The sequence below is a fragment of the Deinococcus maricopensis DSM 21211 genome (assembly GCF_000186385.1).
Taxonomy (GTDB): Bacteria; Deinococcota; Deinococci; order Deinococcales; family Deinococcaceae; genus Deinococcus_B; species Deinococcus_B maricopensis.
The window spans coordinates 427,017-445,492 of the sequence record NC_014958.1; the positions used below are offsets into that span (position 1 = coordinate 427,017).

At 69.4% G+C, this 18,476-nt stretch carries 20 protein-coding genes; 9 read left to right on the top strand and 11 right to left on the bottom strand.

The genetic code is table 11. The features are described 5' to 3' along the window. Positions 1–262 precede the first annotated feature (262 nt). From DEIMA_RS01820 to DEIMA_RS01830, 3 genes are read left to right on the top strand one after another with little or no spacing between them, the layout of a single operon-like run. Positions 263–661: a hypothetical protein gene (locus tag DEIMA_RS01820; RefSeq protein WP_013555527.1), complete on the top strand. Its 399-nt coding sequence runs from the start codon at positions 263–265 to the stop codon at positions 659–661. 22 nt (positions 662–683) lie between these two features. Beyond that, on the top strand, positions 684–1,739 hold the full coding sequence (locus DEIMA_RS01825; RefSeq protein ID WP_013555528.1) for an NAD-dependent epimerase/dehydratase family protein: 1,056 nt from the start codon (positions 684–686) through the stop codon (positions 1,737–1,739). Positions 1,740–1,778: 39 nt separating this feature from the next. After that, on the top strand, positions 1,779–1,985 hold the full coding sequence (locus tag DEIMA_RS01830) for a helix-turn-helix transcriptional regulator (RefSeq protein ID WP_043816371.1): 207 nt from the start codon (positions 1,779–1,781) through the stop codon (positions 1,983–1,985). A 148-nt stretch (positions 1,986–2,133) separates the two neighbouring features. Here DEIMA_RS01830 and DEIMA_RS01835 read toward each other — a convergent pair whose 3' ends face one another. Next, entirely contained in the window at positions 2,134–3,150 is a 1,017-nt protein-coding gene (locus DEIMA_RS01835) for an FUSC family protein (protein WP_013555530.1), read from the bottom strand. A gap of 164 nt (positions 3,151–3,314) precedes the next feature. Between DEIMA_RS01835 and DEIMA_RS01840 the strand changes: the two genes are divergently transcribed. Next, a complete protein-coding gene (locus DEIMA_RS01840) occupies positions 3,315–3,857 on the top strand; it encodes a 3'-5' exonuclease family protein (protein ID WP_013555531.1) in 543 nt (180 codons plus the stop codon). Here DEIMA_RS01840 and DEIMA_RS01845 read toward each other — a convergent pair. The 3 genes from DEIMA_RS01845 to DEIMA_RS01855 form a co-directional block, all read right to left on the bottom strand. After that, positions 3,850–4,446, bottom strand: a complete 597-nt coding sequence (locus tag DEIMA_RS01845) for a DUF2239 family protein (RefSeq protein ID WP_013555532.1) — start codon at positions 4,444–4,446, stop codon at positions 3,850–3,852. The genes DEIMA_RS01840 and DEIMA_RS01845 overlap by 8 nt on opposite strands. Positions 4,447–4,518: 72 nt before the next feature. After that, positions 4,519–5,883: a HAMP domain-containing sensor histidine kinase gene (locus DEIMA_RS01850; protein WP_013555533.1), complete on the bottom strand. Its 1,365-nt coding sequence runs from the start codon at positions 5,881–5,883 to the stop codon at positions 4,519–4,521. Then, positions 5,880–6,560, bottom strand: coding sequence for a response regulator transcription factor (locus DEIMA_RS01855; RefSeq protein ID WP_245528340.1), 681 nt, complete (start codon positions 6,558–6,560; stop codon positions 5,880–5,882). The genes DEIMA_RS01850 and DEIMA_RS01855 overlap by 4 nt, the downstream gene beginning before the upstream one ends. Before the next feature lie 139 nt (positions 6,561–6,699). On the opposite strand from DEIMA_RS01855, the gene DEIMA_RS01860 reads away from it, so the two are divergent. Together DEIMA_RS01860 and DEIMA_RS01865 are read left to right on the top strand one after the other, a co-directional pair. After that, a complete protein-coding gene (locus DEIMA_RS01860) occupies positions 6,700–7,290 on the top strand; it encodes a YceI family protein (protein ID WP_013555535.1) in 591 nt (196 codons plus the stop codon). 16 nt (positions 7,291–7,306) lie between these two features. After that, entirely contained in the window at positions 7,307–7,747 is a 441-nt protein-coding gene (locus DEIMA_RS01865; protein WP_013555536.1) for a hypothetical protein, read from the top strand. Between the two features lie 51 nt (positions 7,748–7,798). On the opposite strand, the gene DEIMA_RS01870 is transcribed toward DEIMA_RS01865, so the two are convergent. The 4 genes from DEIMA_RS01870 to cuyA are packed head-to-tail and all read right to left on the bottom strand — an operon-like array spanning position 7,799 to position 11,875. After that, entirely contained in the window at positions 7,799–8,842 is a 1,044-nt protein-coding gene (locus DEIMA_RS01870) for an LLM class flavin-dependent oxidoreductase (RefSeq protein WP_013555537.1), read from the bottom strand. 32 nt (positions 8,843–8,874) lie between these two features. Further along, complete coding sequence (locus DEIMA_RS01875; RefSeq protein ID WP_013555538.1) at positions 8,875–10,155, bottom strand: carboxylate--amine ligase; 1,281 nt, start codon at positions 10,153–10,155, stop codon at positions 8,875–8,877. After that, positions 10,152–10,883 (bottom strand): cysteate racemase, encoded by a 732-nt coding sequence (cuyB, locus tag DEIMA_RS01880; protein ID WP_013555539.1) that lies wholly within the window; start codon positions 10,881–10,883, stop codon positions 10,152–10,154. Before cuyB ends, DEIMA_RS01875 begins: the two co-directional genes overlap by 4 nt. Continuing rightward, on the bottom strand, positions 10,880–11,875 hold the full coding sequence (gene cuyA / locus DEIMA_RS01885) for a D-cysteate sulfo-lyase (protein WP_013555540.1): 996 nt from the start codon (positions 11,873–11,875) through the stop codon (positions 10,880–10,882). Before cuyA ends, cuyB begins: the two co-directional genes overlap by 4 nt. A gap of 122 nt (positions 11,876–11,997) precedes the next feature. Here cuyA and DEIMA_RS01890 point away from each other — a divergent pair, with 122 nt between their 5' ends. After that, complete coding sequence (locus tag DEIMA_RS01890) at positions 11,998–13,023, top strand: branched-chain amino acid aminotransferase (RefSeq protein ID WP_148234869.1); 1,026 nt, start codon at positions 11,998–12,000, stop codon at positions 13,021–13,023. Positions 13,024–13,241: 218 nt separating this feature from the next. Here the strand turns inward: DEIMA_RS01890 and DEIMA_RS01895 are convergent, their stop codons facing one another. Genes DEIMA_RS01895 through DEIMA_RS01905 form a run of 3 tightly spaced genes read right to left on the bottom strand, consistent with a single transcriptional unit; the run spans position 13,242 to position 16,680 of the window. Continuing rightward, a complete protein-coding gene (locus tag DEIMA_RS01895) occupies positions 13,242–13,907 on the bottom strand; it encodes a 3-oxoacid CoA-transferase subunit B (RefSeq protein ID WP_013555542.1) in 666 nt (221 codons plus the stop codon). Further along, positions 13,907–14,611, bottom strand: a complete 705-nt coding sequence (locus tag DEIMA_RS01900; RefSeq protein WP_013555543.1) for a CoA transferase subunit A — start codon at positions 14,609–14,611, stop codon at positions 13,907–13,909. The genes DEIMA_RS01895 and DEIMA_RS01900 overlap by 1 nt, the downstream gene beginning before the upstream one ends. Next, on the bottom strand, positions 14,608–16,680 hold the full coding sequence (locus DEIMA_RS01905; RefSeq protein ID WP_013555544.1) for a 3-hydroxyacyl-CoA dehydrogenase NAD-binding domain-containing protein: 2,073 nt from the start codon (positions 16,678–16,680) through the stop codon (positions 14,608–14,610). Before DEIMA_RS01905 ends, DEIMA_RS01900 begins: the two co-directional genes overlap by 4 nt. A gap of 159 nt (positions 16,681–16,839) precedes the next feature. On the opposite strand from DEIMA_RS01905, the gene DEIMA_RS16655 reads away from it, so the two are divergent. Both DEIMA_RS16655 and DEIMA_RS18930 read left to right on the top strand, forming a co-directional pair. After that, a complete protein-coding gene (locus DEIMA_RS16655) occupies positions 16,840–17,496 on the top strand; it encodes a TetR/AcrR family transcriptional regulator (RefSeq protein WP_013555545.1) in 657 nt (218 codons plus the stop codon). 46 nt (positions 17,497–17,542) lie between these two features. Further along, on the top strand, positions 17,543–18,127 hold the full coding sequence (locus DEIMA_RS18930; protein ID WP_148234870.1) for a putative glycolipid-binding domain-containing protein: 585 nt from the start codon (positions 17,543–17,545) through the stop codon (positions 18,125–18,127). Positions 18,128–18,476 lie beyond the last annotated feature (349 nt).

Sequence of the window (18,476 nt, forward strand, 5' to 3'; positions counted from 1 at the left end):
AACTGACCGCAATTGGCTCGACTCCTAAACAGGAGGCTGGGCTTGCCCATAGCTTGTGGAACCCTGAGCGCCTGGGGCTTCGGCTTTTTGATGAGGTCGGCGTTGGGTGCCCGCTCCCTCGAACGGTCGGCTCCTGAACCTGTTTGCGGGAAAGCGATGAGGGGCCGTCAATTCCTATAGGTCTTTTGTCAAGTGATCTTGACATCCTGTGCTTCGCAACGCATCCTGTGTAAAGGAATGTTGACATTCCCCGGAGGATGCCATGAACGACCGTCCCGCTCCCCCCCTGGACCGCCTGTACCTCCTCAAAGTGCTGCTCGGCCTCCTGGCACTGGCCTCGCTGGTGCTGCTCGCGCAGACCCTCGACCTCCTCGGCCTTCCACTTCTTCAGCAACGACTGTTGCTCAGCCTGCTGGTCCTCCTTGCCGCCGCCATCGTGCCCGCCTCACGGATCATCTACCGACGAACGGACGAACTGGAGCAGATCCTGCATCAGCACGCCAGCATGAACAGCCTGGCCATCATCGCGTCAGCCTCGGCGATCCTCGGCATCCTGCAGGCCGGACACCTGCTCCCGGTCTTCAATCAATTCTGGACGCTCGGGCTGGTCATCGGCATCTGGGGTGTACAGCTGATGCTGACCGACCGTCGCTACAAGTAATACCCGCACGAACGGAGACTGTATGCCTGAGACGCCACAACGCATCCTGGTGACCGGCGCGGCCGGTTACCTAGCCTCCTGGATCGTGGAGGATCTGCTCCGCAACGGCCACACTGTTCACGGCACGGTGCGCCACCTGAAGGACCACAGCAAGATTCAGCACCTGACCGACTTGGCAGCCAGGTACCCGCAGCGCCTCCTGCTGTTCGAAGCAGACCTCCTGAGCGAAGGAAGCTTCGATCAGGCCATGCAGGGCTGTTCGGTCGTGATTCACACGGCCTCCCCCTACTTCCTCGATCGGCCGCGTGACGTGGAGCAGCAATTGATTCAGCCTGCACTCGGCGGAACCCGAAATGTGCTCGCCGCCGTAAAACGCACCGAAACCATCAAGCGTGTGGTGCTGACGAGCAGCATCGCAGCCCTGTACAACGACGCCTGCGACCTGAGCGGTGTGGACGGTCAGACCGTGCAGGAGGGCGACGTCAACCCGAACACCCGCAAGACGCACAACCCGTACGCGTATTCCAAGACGATTGCCGAACAGGCCGCCTGGGAAGAATGTCGGCAGCAGCAGCGCTGGGACCTGGTGTCGATGCATCCGGGCGCCATCTTCGGTCCTTCGCTGTCCAAGCGTCCGGACGCGACCAGTGTCGGCATGATGATGCAGTTCCTGAATGGCACCTACCGTCAAGGCGTCCCCAGACTCTGGCTGGGGCTGGTGGACGTGCGGGACGCCGCCCGGGCTCACGTGCGCGCTGCAACGCTCGCCGAAGCGCACCACCGGTACATTGTGGTGGCCGAGAGCCTCAGGCTCCTGGAGATCGCCCGGTTGATGCGGGTGCGTGAATTTGGCGTTGAGGACAAGCTGCCACAGGCCGAAGTGCCCAAAGGGCTCATGTGGTTGATGGGACCGATGGTCGGATTGCAGCGACGCTACATTGCACGTAATGTCAACTTCCCTGTTCACTTCAACAACCAGCGCAGCCAGACGGAACTGGGCGTGCATTACCGCGCCCCGGCTGAAACCTTGAATGACCATATTCGGCAGCTGGTCGGTGATGGGCTCATCCGGGCATGAGGCGGTGCGGGTGTTCGTGGCTACGTGGGACGTCCAGCGGTGAATAACCACATTCGGGCCCTGCGGAAGCAGCGGGGCTGGACGCAATCCGACCTGGCAGAGCAACTGGACGTGTCACGTCAGACCATCAATGCCATTGAGACGGGCAAATACGACCCGAGCCTGCCGCTTGCCTTTCGGATCAGCCTTTTGTTTGCGGCCCGCATTGAGGACATCTTCCTGTTTCAGGAATCTGCGGGCCAGTAACGGGCATTGACGTGGGTCACAAGGTGATGCGTGACGCAGGCAGATGCGATGTGCGCCTGAGCCGTGTCCTGAGCTGGCGTGGCCAGTGCGCACATCCTGTGGTGAGTGGCTGGGGGGTGCTGGTCCGTGCCTGCGGTGGCGCCTTGGATCAGACGGATCGGCGTTCCTCGGCGGAACGGACGACCCACACGACGCCAAGGCCGATGGCGGCCCCGACCACTGTTTCGACGGTGCGTGATGCCAGCAGCCCCCAGGTGCCGGACGGGTGCGCGAGCTGCGTCATCAGGAGCGCCAGCGGGGTGACGAACAGCAGCGCGACGCTGTAGTTTCTCGCCACGAACAGTTCCGCGAGGAACTGCAGGGTCACGATCCACACCACCTGGGCCCACGGCTGCCACGGCACCGCCAGCAGCACAGCGGAGAACACCACGCCCAGCAGGGTTCCGACAATCCGCTGAATCCCGCGTTTGACGCGGCCCTGGTGGTCCTGAGCGGAGATAGGCGCGACGGCGGCCACCACGGCCCATGCCCCGTGCCCGAACGCGGCAAGCAGGGCGGCCGCGGCGCCGCCCAGCAGGGCCGCCAGCGTATGGCGCAGGCCGTGCCACGTCAGTTCCACCTCGCGCAGCGAGTTCGGGGGTGGCAGGTGCAGTTCGTCCGGGCGGGTGCGTTCCGAGAAGCGCGCGCCCAGAACGCCGAGCGTCACACTGAATGCCGCGGCGGCCACGCCAACGCCCATGGCCAGCCCGAACGGCGCTGGCTTCGGGAGGCTCGCGATGCTCGTGACGGCGAACACGAAAAACAACGATCCGGCGGGTCGTAATCCCAGTGCGGCGGCCAGGACGGCGCCCACACCGGAGGTGACGGCGGCGGCCAGGGCGAGGCCCCAGGGGCCGATGTGCGTTGCGGCGAGCCACCATCCGAAGGCCTCGCAGGTCAGGAGCAGGACCGCGCTGGTCAGTTGATGCCGGAAGCGGGAGCTGAGGGGTTCGTGCCGCGCGTAGATGCCGGTGAACGCCGCAAACGAGGCGTAGATGGTGAGGTCGAGGCGGTTCAGGGACAGCAGGAGCAGCAGCGGCAGCGCGACGCCCAGGGCGATGCGGCCGGCGGGCAGGTGGTCACGCTGTGCCGGCGCCAGCTGCAGGAATTCTCGTACGTAGCGCATCATCGCGTCCTGGTCCCTGTTCGTTCCTGCACGACCCGTAGTGTACGTTGGTCCCGGCGGCGGGGCGCTTTCGCGTGCGTGAAGGTTCGTTGCACGACAGGGGCTGGCGGCGTGGGCCATGCTGGAGCGGTGCTGTGGCGTGCGCCACGCGGAAAGGAGCCCGCATGACTCTTCCCCCTGCTCGACTGGACGCCTACCGTGAGGCGCTGCGCGCGTATGGCCTGACGCCTGGGCAGCCGTACCGGGTGCTGGCGGTGTTGACGACGGGCCTCCCTGGGGAGGCGATTGAGGTGGCGGTGTTGCGTGAGGACGGGTCGGCGTTCGTGCGCCGCGCGTTCCCGAGCGTGGAGGTCGAGGTGGGCGCTGCGCGCGTGCATGGGTTGGACCGTTCGGGGCTGCTCGGGGAGGCGCCGCTGGCGGAGTGGCGTGAGGCGCTGCTGGCGGAGTTGCGGGGGTTCACGGTGCGGGCGTGGGCGGCGGCGTTCGCGTTGCAGGCGCTGAATGCGGCGCTGGCGGCGGGCGGGGCGGAGCCGATTCAGGGAACGGTGACGGGCGTGCAGGATCTGCTGGAGCGCGCGTACCCGGATGAGCCCCGCCCGGCGTTGCGCGCGGTGTGCCTGCAACTGCAGGTGCCCGTGCCGGATGGACGGAGTGCGCTGGGGACGGCGCAGGCGACGCGCGCGGTCGTGGACGCTCTGCTCAGCTGAGCGGTTCGGCGTTTTCGGGCGCGGCAGGCGTTTCGGGTCGGTGCAGGGCGGGCGCGGCGAGGCGCAGGGTGTGCGCGCGGATGTCAGCGGGCCAGTCGGCGGTGAGCGCGTCGAGGCGGTCGCCCTGCCCGGCGTAGAGGGCGCGTGAAGCTTCCTCGTAGTGTGGGAGGTCGCCGGCGAGGGCGGTCATGAAGCGTCCGGCGGCTTCAGCGGCGCGCGCGGCGCCCTGCGGGTCGGGCTGGAGTTTGCGGGCGTCGTCGATCAGGCGGCGCAGGGTGGCGGACGCGCCGCCGCGTTGCTCGTCGAGCCACGCCCAGTGTCGGGGGAGCAGGGTGACTTCGCGGGAGGTGACGCCGAGTTTTGGGCGGCCCGGGCCTTTTTTGGCGGGTGGGGGCAAGTGGCGTTGGAGGACGTCGTCAAGGGTGCCGCGCAGGTCGAAGTCGACCTGCTGGCCGGTGTGGTCGTCGAAGATCAGGGTGGGGGCGCCGTGCTGGTCGTGGTGGGTTTTGAGGGTACGCAGCAGATCGGGGAGCGGCGCGGTGATGAGCAGGTTCGGGCCGCTGAAGGCGGTGTAGGTGCGGTCGTCCATGCCTGCAGACTACGCGCGTGACCGTACTGCTGTCGATAACACCCCGGTAAAATCTGTTTGGGTGGGTCGTGCTCAGCGCAGCGCCCTCGGGTACGCCGCTGCCGTGAAGCGCACGAACGCCCCGCCGGACGCGCGGTTGCCGAGCCTGGCGAGCCCGCCGTGCGCTTCCGCGATGCTGCGCACGATGGCGAGGCCCAACCCCGCGCCGTGCGCATCGCGGTGCGCGCGGTAGAACCGCTCGAAGCCGCGCTGCAGGCCTTCCACCGTGAAGCCCGGCCCCTCGTCCTCCACCGTGAACGCCACGGCGTCCAGTTCCTGCGCCGCGTGCACGTGAATGACCGTGCCGGGCGGGGCGTGCCGCGCGGCGTTGCGCAGCAGGTTCCAGAGGGCCTGCTCCAGCCGCAGCGCGTCCGCGTGCGCCCACACCTGCTGCAGGCCGCGCACGCTCACCCGCAGGTCATGCTGCGGCAGCACCGGGCGCACACGGTCCGCGAACGCCGTCAGCCACGCGCGCACCTCCAGCGGTTCAGGCCGCAGCGCCTCGCCCGAGTCGAGGCGCGTGAGCGTCAGCAGATCCTCCACGAGCCGCCCGGCGCGCTCCGACTCGCGGCGCGCCGCCATCAACAGCTCCAGGCGCACCTGCGTGTCCTCTGGCGCGCGCGCGAGCACCTCCAGGTACCCGTTCAACGCCGCCAGGGGGGTGCGCAGCTCGTGGGACGCGTCCGCCGCGAACGCGCGCGTGCGTGACTCCTCGGCGCGCAGGGCCGCGAACGACCCGTCGAGGCGGTCCAGCATGCCGTTCAGGCTCTCCGCGAGGGCGCGCACCTCGTCGTGCGTGGCGGGCACGGGCAGGCGCTCACTCAGGTGCGCCGCCGACAGGCGCCGCGCCTGCCGCGTGATGCCCCGCAGCGGCTGCAACCCCAGGCGCAGCAGCACGCCGCCGGTCAGGGAGGCAACCAGCACCAGCGCCGCCGCGATGGACAGGTTGATGCGGCACAGCCGCAGGATGAACGTCGTGATGCTTTCCAGGTCGCCGGCCAGGCCGATCACGCCGCCGGGCACGGCGCGCAGCTGCACCAGGGTCTGCCCGGCGCGGTACTCGGCGGGCAGACCCTGCCGCGCGCGCGCGAGCGCCGACGCGGGAGGCGGGGCGTGCGGCACGCCGTCCGTGAACCACGCCTGCCCGCCGCGGTCCACCAGCACGCCCCAGCTGCGCGTCGCGTCGGCGGCGTCGGCGAGGCGGTGCCGCGCGTACCCGGGCGAGCGCGCTGCGAGCGCGAGGTGCTGCGTGAGGGACGTGCGCAGCTGCGCCTCGGTGTAGTTCCGCGCCTGCACCAGCACGAGGCTGTACAGCGGCAGCGTGATGATCAGGATGGCCACCAGCAGCGCCACGAACAGGCGCGTTTCCAGCGGCAGCCGCGCGAGGCGGGCGCTCACCGCTGCTCCTTGAGCATGTACCCCGCGCCGCGCAGCGTGTGCAGCAGGGGCGGCGTGCCGAGTGCGCGGCGCGCGTACCCGACGTAGAGCTCCACGACGTTGTCACTGCCGAGAAATTGCGGGCCCCACACGGCGTCCAGAATGACGCTTTTCGGCAGGACGCGCTCCGGGTGGCGCGCGAGGAACACCAGCAGGTCGAAGGTGGTGGGGCGCATGTCGAGCCGCTGCCCGCCGCGGCGCGCCTCGCGGCTCGTCTCATTCAGTTCCAGGTCCGCGTACCGGACGATGCCGAGCGTGTCAGGGCGCGCGCGGCGCAGCACCGTGCGGATGCGCGCCACCAGCTCACCGAACGCGAACGGTTTCGTGAGGTAGTCGTCCGCGCCGCTCTCCAGCCCGAGGATGCGGTCGTCGACGCTGTCGCGCGCGGTGAGCATCACGACAGGCACGGCGTCGCGCGCGCGCAGGTCCCGCAGGAACGCGAACCCGTCCGGGCCGGGCAGCATCACGTCCAGCACCACGAGGTCCGCGCCGTGCTCCGCGTACTGTGTGAGGCCCTCGCCGCCCGTGGCGGCGGAGCGCACGTCGAACCCCTCGTACCGCAGGCCCAGCGACAGGTACTCGCGAATGCCGGGATCGTCCTCGACAATCAGAATCCTCGGGCCGCTGCTGGTCGTCACGAGCCCTGGATACCACGCGCGGCTGTGCGTCACCTGTGCGCCGGGCGCGCCCGGGCACAGCGGGCGCACAGGTCCACTGCCTACCTTGACCGCAGGTCCACGTGACCGCTGAACTCTCGATCCCTTTCAAGGAGCCCCGATGCGTACATTCCTGCTGCCCCTGTCCCTGCTGATTCTCTCTTCTGCCAGCGCCGCGCCGTCCACGTTCACGGTCGTCGGCGGCAAGGAGGACCTGACGCTCATGACCGTGGAGAGCGAAACGAGCGTCGAGAACTTCACGGGCCGTACCAGCAACGTGACCGGCACCGTCACCTTCGACCCGGCCACGCGCACGGGTCGCGGCACCATCATCGTGAACGGCGCGAGCATCCGCACCGGCATGGCCCTGCGCGACGAGCACATGCGCAGCGCTGGCTGGCTGAACTTCGACAAGGTGCCGACCCTGCGCTTCCAGACGACCAGCGTGAAGCACGTCAGCGGCGACGCGTACGAGGTGCGCGGCAACCTCACGCTCAACGGCGTGACGCGGCCCGTTACGACCCGCGCGACCGTGAAGCTCACCCCCGCGAACGCCGCCACGAAAGCCGCCGGCCTCAAAGGCGACGCGCTCGCCATCACCACGGCCTTCCCCGTGAAACTCAGCGACTTCGGCGTGAAGAACGCCAGCATCGACGGTGGCCGCGTGAACAACACGTTGCAGGTCGCGCTGAAGTTCATCGCGAGCAACTGAGCGGAGCGCGCACGCCATGATCCTCGCTCGCTTCCAGCGGACCTTCAACGTCCTCGCGGTGCTCGCGCTGTTCGTCGCCGCGCTCGCGTTCGGTGCTGCAGCTATTGTGAGCCGCGACGCGCACCGCGTGCAGCTCGTCGAGCCGGCGGACGCGAGCGTGAACGCCCTGTTCGGCAGCAGCGCGCCCGGCACGCCCATCGGGTCGCCGCAGACGCTGATCATCCGCGACGCCGGCGCGTTCATGGATGGCCGCACCGACGACGGCGCCCGCTACGTGGACGCCACGTACCTGCAGACGCACGGGCAGTACCCCCTGCAGGTCAAGACCGTGACGTTCGTGCGGAACCTCGTGGTCGCCGGAGCGCTGGGCGCAGCAGTCCTTATGGCGCTGCTCGGGCTGCTGGCAGGCCGCGCCGCTCGCGCGCCCGTCACGCACCGAGGGTCAGCGAAACCCTGAACCCGAAGGGCGCCGCGTCTGCAACGCGGCGCCCGCCTCACCGGTTGGAGGTCAGGACGGAACGGCAGCCTGAGCGCGGAAGTGCGCCTGAATGACGTCCCGCCCGAACCGCGCCATTTCCTCGCGCTGCGGACTGAACTGCAGCAGCAGCAGGTCCAGGCCCGCCGCCTCGTACTCGCGGATGCGCGCGGCGATCTGCGCGGGCGTTCCGATCAGGCGCGGGCGCAGGCCCCGGTTGCTGACGCTGTACTCCTCCAGGCTCACCTGGCTTTCCAGCTGGCTGCCACGCAGGAAGTCCTGGTACGACGCGTACGCCTGCGGGCTCTGCTGCACGTCCGTGATGCGCGCCCGCTCCGCCTGCGCCTCCTCCTCGGTGTCGCGGCAGATGACGTACGCGGCCATGCCGAACTGCAGGGGCGGCGCGCCCGCCGCCTCGCGACGGGCGCGCATGTCCGCGATCTTCGCGGCGATCACGTCGGGCGCGTCGCCGTGCATGACGTACGCATCGGACTGCGCGCTGATGAGTTCCTTCGCGCGTGGGGACTCGCCGCCCATGTACACGGTCGTGGGGCGCGCGGGTTTGGGTTCGAGGTGCGTGCCGTACAGCTGGTACAGCGCGCCCGCGTGGTCCACGACGGGCTCCGTCAGCAGGCGCCGCACGACGCCCAGCCACTCCTCGGTGCGGGCGTAGCGGTCGTCGTGCTGGTCGAAGGGCATGCCGTACTGCCGGGCTTCGTCCGCCCACCAGCTGCTGACGACGTTCAGGCTGATGCGGCCGGGCGCGATGACGTCCAGCGTGCTGATGGCTTTCGCGGTGAGGGCGGGCGCGTGGTAGTTCGGGCGGACCGCGAGCATCAGCTCCAGCCGCTCCGTGACCGCCGCGACGGCGGGCGCGAGCGTCCAGGCGTCCAGGCTGGGCGCCTGCGGGCCCTTGATGTCGTTCAGGTTGAGTTCCGCGATGAGGCTCAGGTCGAACCCGACCTGCTCGGACTGCACGGCGACGTCGCGGACGTACGCCCAGTCGGTGCTCATGCCTTCCTGCTCGACGTTGCGGAGCCACCCGCCGAAAATAGGCATCCAGTAACCAAAACGCATTCGTGTCTCCTTGGGGGCGCGGGGCGGGGTGTTCAGCAGGCGCAGGTGTAGACGAAGCCGAACAGTTCGCCTTTCAGGACCTCGTAGAAGGGCTCGGGGTCGTCCGGGTCGAGGATGCCGTCCACGAGCGTGCCGTCGGCGGGGCGTTCCCCGCGGATCAGGCCCAGCCACTCGTCCTTGCGGACGTGCTCCTCGGGGATGACGCCCGCGCGTTCGCGCACGAGCTTCACGTAGTCGCGCAGGAACGTCCAGCGCACGCCGTCACGCTGCGCGGGCGCGTCGAACGTCTCGCCGATGGCGTCGCGGTACGCGAGCAGCGGCAGGTCGATGCCGCTCGCAATGGGCAGCCCGATCCACTTCCAGCTGCGGGTGTTCACGTCGAGGAGCAGGTGCTCGCCCGTGTCGGGGTCCTGCACGAACTCGATCTCGCTGATGCCGTGGAACCCCAGTGCCTGCAGGACGCGCACGCCGCGCTCCGCGATGTCCGGCACGTACCGCGCGTCCGCGAGGCAGGACGTGCCGAAGTCTGGCGGGTACTGCTCCAGCTTGCGGCCCACGAACACTCCGCGCGGCTGGCTGCCCGCGTCGAGGTAACTGCACACGCTGTAGAACCCGCCGGGTTTCGTGTGCACGATGCGCTGCGCGACCAGCCGCAACCCGAGGGCGGCGGCGTCCTGCACGCGTGCGGCGAACTCCTCGGGGGTGTTCACGACGAACACCTTCGCGCGGTACGCCTCGTAGAACGCGCGGGACTCGTCAGGCTTCAGGATGACCGGGTACGGCACCTGCGCCGCGACCGCCTGCACGGTCGGGTGCGGCCCGGCGGCGAGGGCCTCCAGGGGCGCGCCGTCCAGGAACCAGCTTTGCGGAATGGGAATGCCGAGCGCGTCGGCGGCGCGGTACAGCGCGGTCTTGTTCAGGGCGGTGTCGATGACGTCCTGCCCACTGAACGGCACGTGGTAATGCCGCTCCAGTTCCTGCTTGTGGCGGGCGGTGGCGAACACCCAGTCGTCGTTGGTGGGGAACAGCACCGGCTTGTGCGCGAAGTGCGGCCCGAGGTCCAGCAGGAAGTCCACGAACGCGCGCCCGCTGTCCGCGACGTCCGGGCAGAGCGCGAGCGCGCTGAGGTAACGGCTGCGCTGGCCGAGGCCGCCGCCCTCGCGGTCCAGGCCGAGCACGGGCACGCCGTGCCGCCCGAGGCTGCGTGCGATGGCGAGCGCGGTGATGTGTGTGTTGAAGGTGATGGCGGCCGGAACGCCCGCCGCGTTGAGGCGGTCAATGGCGGCCAGCAGTTCGGGGCGTTCAGTGATCATGAGGGAACCTCGGTGGACCGCGTGGGCAGAGGCGCGAGGCCCCGGGCGTACTGGACGGTGCGTTCCACCAGCACGTCCGTGGAGCTGATCAGGGGCACGGGGACGTCCGCGGCGCCCAGCACGAGCGGCACTTCCGTGCAGCCGGCGACAAGGGCGTCCGCGCCGGCGTCCGCGAGCGCGAGGCCGAGGGCGCGCATGTCCGCCCGCACGGCCGCGCCGGTGTCCCCGGCCTTGATGCGGTACAGCACCTCCATGAAGCGCGCGCGGCCCGCGGCGTCCGGTTCGATCATGCGCACGCCGTGCGGCGCGAATGCACGCTGGTACAGTCCCGCGTCGAGGCAGGTGGTGGTGGCGAGCAGCCCGACGGCGCGCGCGCCCGGCACGGCGCGGAGGGTCGCGTGGACCGTCTCGTCGATCAGGCTCACGAACGGCACCCGCACGGCCGCCTCGATGTCCGCCTGGTACGCGTGGGCGGTGTTGCAGACCATCACGAGGAAGTCCGCGCCGGCGGCTTCCAGGCCGCGCGCCATACCCGCGAGCGCCGGGCCGGGCGACGCCCCGCGGCCCGTGAGGGCGGCGTTGCGGTCCGGCACCTGCGGGTTGTTGTCGATGAGGAGGCGCAGGTGGTCCTGCTCCCGCTCGGCGCGGCTGGCGCGCAGGACCTTCGCGAAGAAGTCCAGCGTGGCGTCCGGGCCGAGGCCGCCGAGCACGCCGACGGTGCGGGTCATGCGCGCAGCACGTCCTCGTACGCGTACAGCGCGGGCGCGCCGCCGGTGTGGACGAACAGCACCTTCTGCCCACGCCCGAAGTGCCCGCGGCGCACGAGGTCGATCAGGCCAGCCATGGCCTTGCCGGTGTACACCGGGTCAAGGAGGATGCCGTCGAGTCGTGCGAGCAGCTGCACGGCCTCGACCATGCCGGGCGTGGGGATGGAGTACCCCTCCCCCACCCACTCGTCGAGGGCGGTGACGGCGCCGCGGGGAACAGCGCCGAGGCCGAGCAGGTCGGCGGTCTGCTGCGCGAGCGCGTGCACGTTGCCTTCCTGCACGTCACGGACGCGGCGGACGTTGATGCCGGTGAGGGGAATCTGGGCGTTGTTGCCGTGCAGGCCGACGAGCAGCCCGGCGTGCGTGCCGGCGCTGCCGCTCGCGCACACGATGTGGTCGAGCGGGAGGCCCTGCGCGTACGTCTGCGCGAGGAGTTCCTCGGCGCAGGCGACGTACCCGAGCGCGCCGAGGGCGTTGCTGCCGCCGCCCGGGATGATGTAGCCCTTGCGGCCCTCGCGGGCGAGGTCGTCCTGGATGGCCTGCATGGCGGCGTTCAGGTCGCTGCCGCCGTCGACGACGGTGACGCTTTCCACGCCGAGCAGCTGAAACAGGAAGTTGTTGCCGCTGGCGTCCTCGCGGTAGCTGCCGGGCACGCGCTGCTCCAGCACCAGACGGCACTTGAGGCCTTCCTTGACGGCGGCGGCGAGGGTGAGGCGGCAGTGGTTGCTCTGAACGGCGCCGACGGTGATGAGCGTGTCGGCGCCCTGCGCGAGAGCGTCGGCTACGAGGAATTCGAGTTTGCGGGTTTTGTTGCCGCCGCCGGTGAGGCCGGTGAGGTCGTCGCGTTTGATGTAAAGGTCAGGGCCGCCGAGATGGGCGCTGAGGTGCGTGAGTTTCTCGATGGGGGTGGCGTGGGGGGTGTAGACGCGCCGTGGGAAGCGGGCGAGATGCATGGGGTTCCTCCTGAAAGCCCACCCACCGTAAGTTTGTTGATAATTCTTGTCAACAGAGTGTGTAGACAACCCGCCGGATGCCCACTCCCCCCAGCGTGTCCGCCGTCAGACACAATAGGACCGTGGACGCACAACCGCTCGACTGGCAGAACCTCGGCTTCAACTACATCAAAACGGACCTGCGCTACCTCTCGCACTGGCGGGACGGCGCATGGGACGACGGCACCCTCACCGAAGACAACCAGCTGCACATCAGCGAAGGCAGCACCGCCCTGCACTACGGCCAGCAGTGCTTCGAAGGCCTCAAGGCGTACCGCGCGCAGGACGGCTCCATCAGCCTCTTCCGCCCCGACCAGAACGCCGCGCGCATGCAGCGCTCCTGCGCGCGCCTCCTGATGCCCGCCGTCCCCACCGACAAGTTCATCGAGGCGTGCCGTCAGGTCGTCCTCGCCAACGAACGCTTCGTGCCCCCCTACGGCACGGGCGGCGCGCTGTACCTGCGCCCCTACGTCATCGGCGTCGGCGACAACATCGGCGTGCGCAGCGCCTCCGAATTCATCTTCGGCGTGTTCTGCATCCCGGTCGGCGCGTACTTCAAGGGCGGCCTCACCCCCACGAACTTCATGGTGTCCAGCTACGACCGCGCTGCCCCCAACGGCACCGGCGCCGCCAAGGTCGGCGGGAACTACGCCGCCAGCCTCCTCGCCAACCACGAAGCCAAGGCGCGGCACTTCGCGGACTGCATCTACCTCGACCCGGCCACGCACACCAAGATCGAGGAGGTCGGCGCCGCGAACTTCTTCGCCATCACCCGCGACGGCCGCCGCTTCGTGACGCCCAAATCCCCGTCCATCCTCGAAAGCATCACCAAGTACTCCCTGCTCGACATTGCCCGCGACCGCCTCGGCCTGGACGTCGAGGAAGGCGACGTGTACATTGACCAGCTCGACCAGTACAGCGAAGCGGGCGCGTGCGGCACCGCCGCCGTCATCACGCCCATCGGCGGCATTCAGCACGGTGACCACTACCACGTCTTCTACAGCGAAACGGACGTCGGCCCGGTCACGCGCGCTCTGTACGACGAACTCATCGGCATTCAGTTCGGTGACCGCCCCGCCCCCGACGGCTGGCTCGTCAAGGTGAAATGACCGCCTGAGGACCCACTGGGCCCTGAACCCCACTCGATACGCTGTGGGCACTTCAACCCGCCCGGCGGTTGGTCTTCAAGCTTCAGGCATCGCCCTCAACACAGCGCCTGCACTTCAGGCGCTGTGTCCACCGGGAAGCCGCCCGCGCGGGGTGCCCTGAAGGCGCGTCCACTGCTCCATTTGGTCCAGTGGACGCGCCCAGGCATTGCCGCGCCTGCTCAGGGCGCGCCCGGGGTCAGGGGCCCGCTCCTTTCCGGCACGCGAATGGCTGCGGCCGTGTGGCCCTGCAGGGCCTCCAGCGTCACGCCGGGCGCCAGTTCCACCAGTTCCAGCCCGGCGGGCGTCACGTCCAGCACGCCCAGGTCCGTGATGATGCGGCTCACGACGCGCTGCCCCGTGAGCGGCAACGGCGTTGCCCGCACGACCTTCGGTTCACCGCGTTTGTTCACGTGCTCCATCAGCACGATCACGCGTTTCGCGCCGATCACGAGGTCCATGGCGCCGCCCATGCCGCTCACGAACTGCCCCGGCACCATCCAGTTCGCCAGGTCGCCCGTCTCGCTCACCTGCAGGCCGCCCAGGATGGCGAGGTCAATGTGCCCGCCGCGGATCATCCCGAACCCGTCAGCGCTGCTGAAGCAACTCGCGCCGGGCACGAACGTCGCCGTTTCCCCGCCGGCGTTCAGCAGATCCGCGTCCACCTCCGCCTCGGTGGGGTACGGGCCCAGGCCGAGCAGACCGTTCTCACTCTCGAAGAACACGTTCACGCCGTCCGGGACGTGGTTCGCGACGAGCGTCGGCAAGCCGATGCCGAGGTTCACGTACGTGCCGTCACGGAGTTCCTGCGCGGCGCGCGCGGCCATTTCGCTGCGTGTCCAGGGCATCAGCGGTCCTCCCGGAGCTTCAGGTTGCGGATGGTCCGGTCCGGGTGAGGGTTCAGCACGACGCGCTGCACGTACACGCCGGGTGTGTGCACGTGGTCCGGGTCGATCTGTCCGACGTCCACGATCTCCTCGACCTCCGCGATGGTCACGCGCGCGGCCGCGGCAACCTGCGGGTTGAAGTTCTGCGCGGTGCGGCGGTACACGAGGTTCCCGGAGCGGTCCGCACGCCACGCCTTCACGAAGCCGACGTCCGGCACGAGCGCCTCCTCCAGAATGCAGGGGTGCCCGGCAATCTCGCGGGTTTCCTTGCCGTTCTGCACGACCGTGCCCGCGCCGACCGGCGTGAAGAACGCCGGGATGCCCGCGCCCCCTGCGCGCAGGCGCTCCGCGAGGGTGCCTTGCGGCACGAGTTCCACCTGCAGTTCCTTGTTCACGTACAGGCCCTTCACGACGTCGTTCGGGCCGAGGTAACTGGTCGTGAGCTTCGTAACCTGCCGGTTCGTGAGCAGCAGGTTCACGCCGAAGTCCTCGCTGCGCTGCGTGGAGCAGCAGATCAGGGACAACGCCCGCACGTTCAGGGCGCGCAGGGCGCCCAGCAGCAGCGTCGGCACGCCCGCCGACGCGAATCCGCCCACCGCCAGGGACACGCCGTCGCGGACGACGTCCTGCAGGGCCGCCTCGGCCGTGTCGTACACCTTGTTCATGCGTTCCCCGTGAACGTCTGCCCGTCGCGCGCGAGGCGTTCCAGCAGCGGCGCGGGCGCCCAGGTGCTCCCGTGTTGCGCGTGGAGCGCGCGGATGTCCGCGAGCACGCGCGCCAGGCCGACCTCGTCCGCGTACCGCATCGGGCCACCCCGGTACGCCGGGAAGCCGTACCCGTACAGGTAGATGACGTCAATGTCGCTCGCGCGCTGCGCGACGCCCTCCTCCAGGATGCGCGCGCCCTCGTTGACCAGCTGGTACACGAGGCGTTTGGTGATCTCCTCGCGCGGCACGTCGCGCGGGGTCACGCCCTGCTCCGCGCGGTACTGCGTGAGCACGTCGTCCGTGACGGCGTCCGGTTCGGGCGTCCGGCCGTCCGCATAGCGGTACACGCCCGCGCCGGTCTTCTGCCCCTTGCGGCCCAGGTCCACCAGGCGGTCGAGGACCGTGTCGCTGCGGTCCAACCCCGCCTCGTGCGCGTGCCGCTGCCGGATCGCGTACCCGATGTCCAGGCCCGCCATGTCACTCATCTCGAACGGCCCCATGGGCAACCCGAACGCGTGCATGGCGTCGTCCACGTCGCGCGGGGACGCGCCCTCCACGAGCAGCTGGTGCGCTTCGCGGCCGTACGCGTTGATCATGCGGTTCCCGACGAACCCATCGCACACGCCGACGACCACGCCGACCTTGCGGATGGTGCGCGCCACACGCATGACCGTCGCCAGGACGTCCGGCGCGGTCCGCTCGCCGCGCACGACCTCCAGCAGTTTCATGACGTTCGCCGGGCTGAAGAAGTGCATGCCCAGCACCCGCGACGGATCGCGGGTGCCCGCCGCGAGCGCATCCACGTCGAGCGTGGACGTGTTCGTCGCGAGCATCGCCGTGGGTTTCGCGTGCGCGTCGAGCTGCGCGAACACGGCCTTCTTCACGTCCATGTTCTCGAACACCGCCTCGATCACGAGGTCCGCGTCCGCGATGTCGGCCATGTCCAGGGTGGGCCTCAGCAGGCCCATGCGCTCCTCCACCTGCTGGGGCGTCAGCCGCCCCTTGCGCGCGGACTGCTCGTAATTCCGGCGGATCACGGCCAGGCCGCGGTCCAGCGCTTCTCGCTGCGTCTCCACGAGCGTCACGGGCACGCCCGCGTTCGCGAAGTTCATCGCGATGCCGCCCCCCATGGTGCCCGCGCCGATCACCGCCACGGACCGCACGTCACGCGTGGGGGTGCCCTTCGGGAGGCCGTTGATCTTCGCCGCTTCGCGCTCCGCGAAGAACGCGTGCCGCAACCCGCGTGACTGCGGCGTCTGCAACGCGCGCATGAACGCGTCCGCTTCCAGGCGCAGGCCCTCCTCGAACGGCACGCGCGTGCTCGCCTCCACGAGGTCCACGATCAGGAACGGGGACGCCAGCCCGCGCGCGCGCTGCTGCAGGGCCGCACGGACCGCCGCGAAATCCACGGTGGCCGCGTTCACCGGGCGTTCGCTCACGCGCGGCAGGGGCCACGCCGCGGCCACGCGCTCCGCGAACGCCTGCGCGCCGGTCAACAGGTCCCCCGTGATGACCTCGTCCACGAGGCCCATCGCGTGCGCCTGCGCGCCGCTCACGCTGTCCCCCGTCGTCATCAGTGACAGGGCGGCCTCCACGCCGATCAGCCGCGGGAGGCGCTGCGTTCCGCCCGCGCCCGGCAGCAGCCCCAGCTTCACTTCCGGCAGGCCGAGCTGCGCGTCCGGCACCGCCACCCGGTACGTGCAGGCGAGCGCGACCTCCAGCCCGCCACCCAGGGCCGTTCCGTGAATGGCGGCGATGACCGGCTTCTCGCTCGCGTCCAGGGCGGCCATCAGGCCGCGGACATCCGGCGCGTCCCCTTCCGCCCCGCTGAACGTCCTGACGTCCGCACCCGCGATGAAGGTCCGCCCACCGCCGACAATCACGACCGCCTGCACCTGCTCGTTGGCGTGCGCCGCGTCCAGGCCTGCCATGAGCCCTTCCGGCACGCCCGGTGAGAGGACGTTGACGGGGGGGTTGTTCACGGTGAGGACGAGCGTTCGGCCCACGATCTGCTGTTCGATGCTCATAAGCTCCTTTTGCCCGGGCGGGGTGGCCCTCCCCTCCGGCGGCCGCCCAGGCTGAACCCACGCAGCGTAAGTCCGCGCGGGCCGCTGGAAGCGTGGGCAGTTTACTTTCACGACACACGTCCGCCCGGTGTCGCGTGGCACGCTATGGTGCGTCGCGGTATGGCTGACTTTCCCCTGTCGGCGCGGCCCCAGGACGCCCGGTCCCGCCGGACGCGCCTCGCGTTGCGGCGGGCCCTCGTGGAACTCGTCCGCGAGCATGGGTACGCGAATGTGAGCGTGCAGGCCCTCACGGCCCGCGCGGGCGTGCACCGTACGACCTTCTACCGCCACCACCAGGACAAGTACGACGTCGTTCAGGACGTCCTGAACGACCTGAGTGCCGCGCTGGAGGCGGCGCATGCGCGCCTGCGCGGGCCGGTGCGATCACGTGCGTGGCTGGACCCTGCCGTAGACCCGCCGGAACTGACGCTGGTGTTCCTGGCACACGTGGAGGAGAACGCCGACTTCTACCGCCTGATGCTGGGCGCGAACGGTATGCCGGCGTTCTTCCTGGAGCTGCATCAGCGGCTGGAGGACTTCCTGGAGCGGCTGCTCCCTCAGCACCTGCTGACCAGCACGCCGGCGCTCGTGCCGCCCACGTTGTGCGCGCCGGTCCTGGCGAGCATGGGCCTCTCGATCGTGCTGTGGTGGCTGCGGTCCGGGTTGCAGCCGGACCGCGTGCAGGTGGCCCGCTGGCTGGTACGCCTGGAAGTCGTGGGCCTGTTTGGTGGCGCCCTGCCGGACGCTCCGCCCGCCGGGCCGGAGCGCTCGACCTGAAAGCCACGCTCACCGAGGAGTGAGCATGACCATGCGCAGGGGAGGTATGGCCAGAGCGGTGCTGTGGACCTCGTCGGTGCTTCATGCCGTGAACCACGTTTCACGGCATGAAACGCAGGACAGCGTCCGGGCGGTCGGTAGCGCGATTGGACAGGCGCTGGGGCATCCACACGCCGTGCGGTACGACGTGACGTGCGGCCCGCATTGGTGCGTGCGGACGCTGCACCTCGAAGTCCACGGCGCCGCGTCCGTCCGGGCCACGGACCACGCGGATGGGCGGGGCCGCTGGACAGGGGATGACGGTGCCCCCCTGCCTGACCTGGACGGCTGCCTGGACGTAAAGCTGAGCGGTACGCCGTTCACGAACCTGTTGCCTATTCGGCGCCTCCGCCCTGCGGAGGGCGAGTGCGCGCGCGTGCTGGTAGCGTACTGGCGCTGGCCGGACCTGCAGCCTCGCCGGGATGAGCAGCGGTCTACCTACCTGGTGGCTGCGCGGCGCTCCCATACGAGGCGCTCGGTCGCGGCGTGCAGCATGACCTGCTGGTGGACGCGGACGGATGGTGCTGGACTATCCCAACCGCTGACCACTGCACAGAGTTTGACTCTCGCCCTGAGGCGCTGGGGCTCGTAGGCGCCCGCGATGATGGGGTGTCCGGAATGCTTCAGGTGACGGTGCCATGGGGGTGCACGCCATTGCACCCCCATGTCGAATCACTTAATCTAGACTTTAGGTCCTTCATGACTTCCTTACATCTCTCTTACTCCAGTCGCATTGCCGGAAGTCCAGTTTTTGCCGGTGCACCCAGCCTGTACCGGCAACACTGAGTTAGGCGGGCTTCGTGAACATGAGGAAGCTGTAAGAGGGCTGTAAGGGCGTTTGCCGATTGTGAAGAGAAGGATTAAGCGTTATTCGTTTCAACCTGCGACGCAACGACGTCTGTTCAGTATCCGGGCACCTTGAACGGACCGAGCCAGTGGTG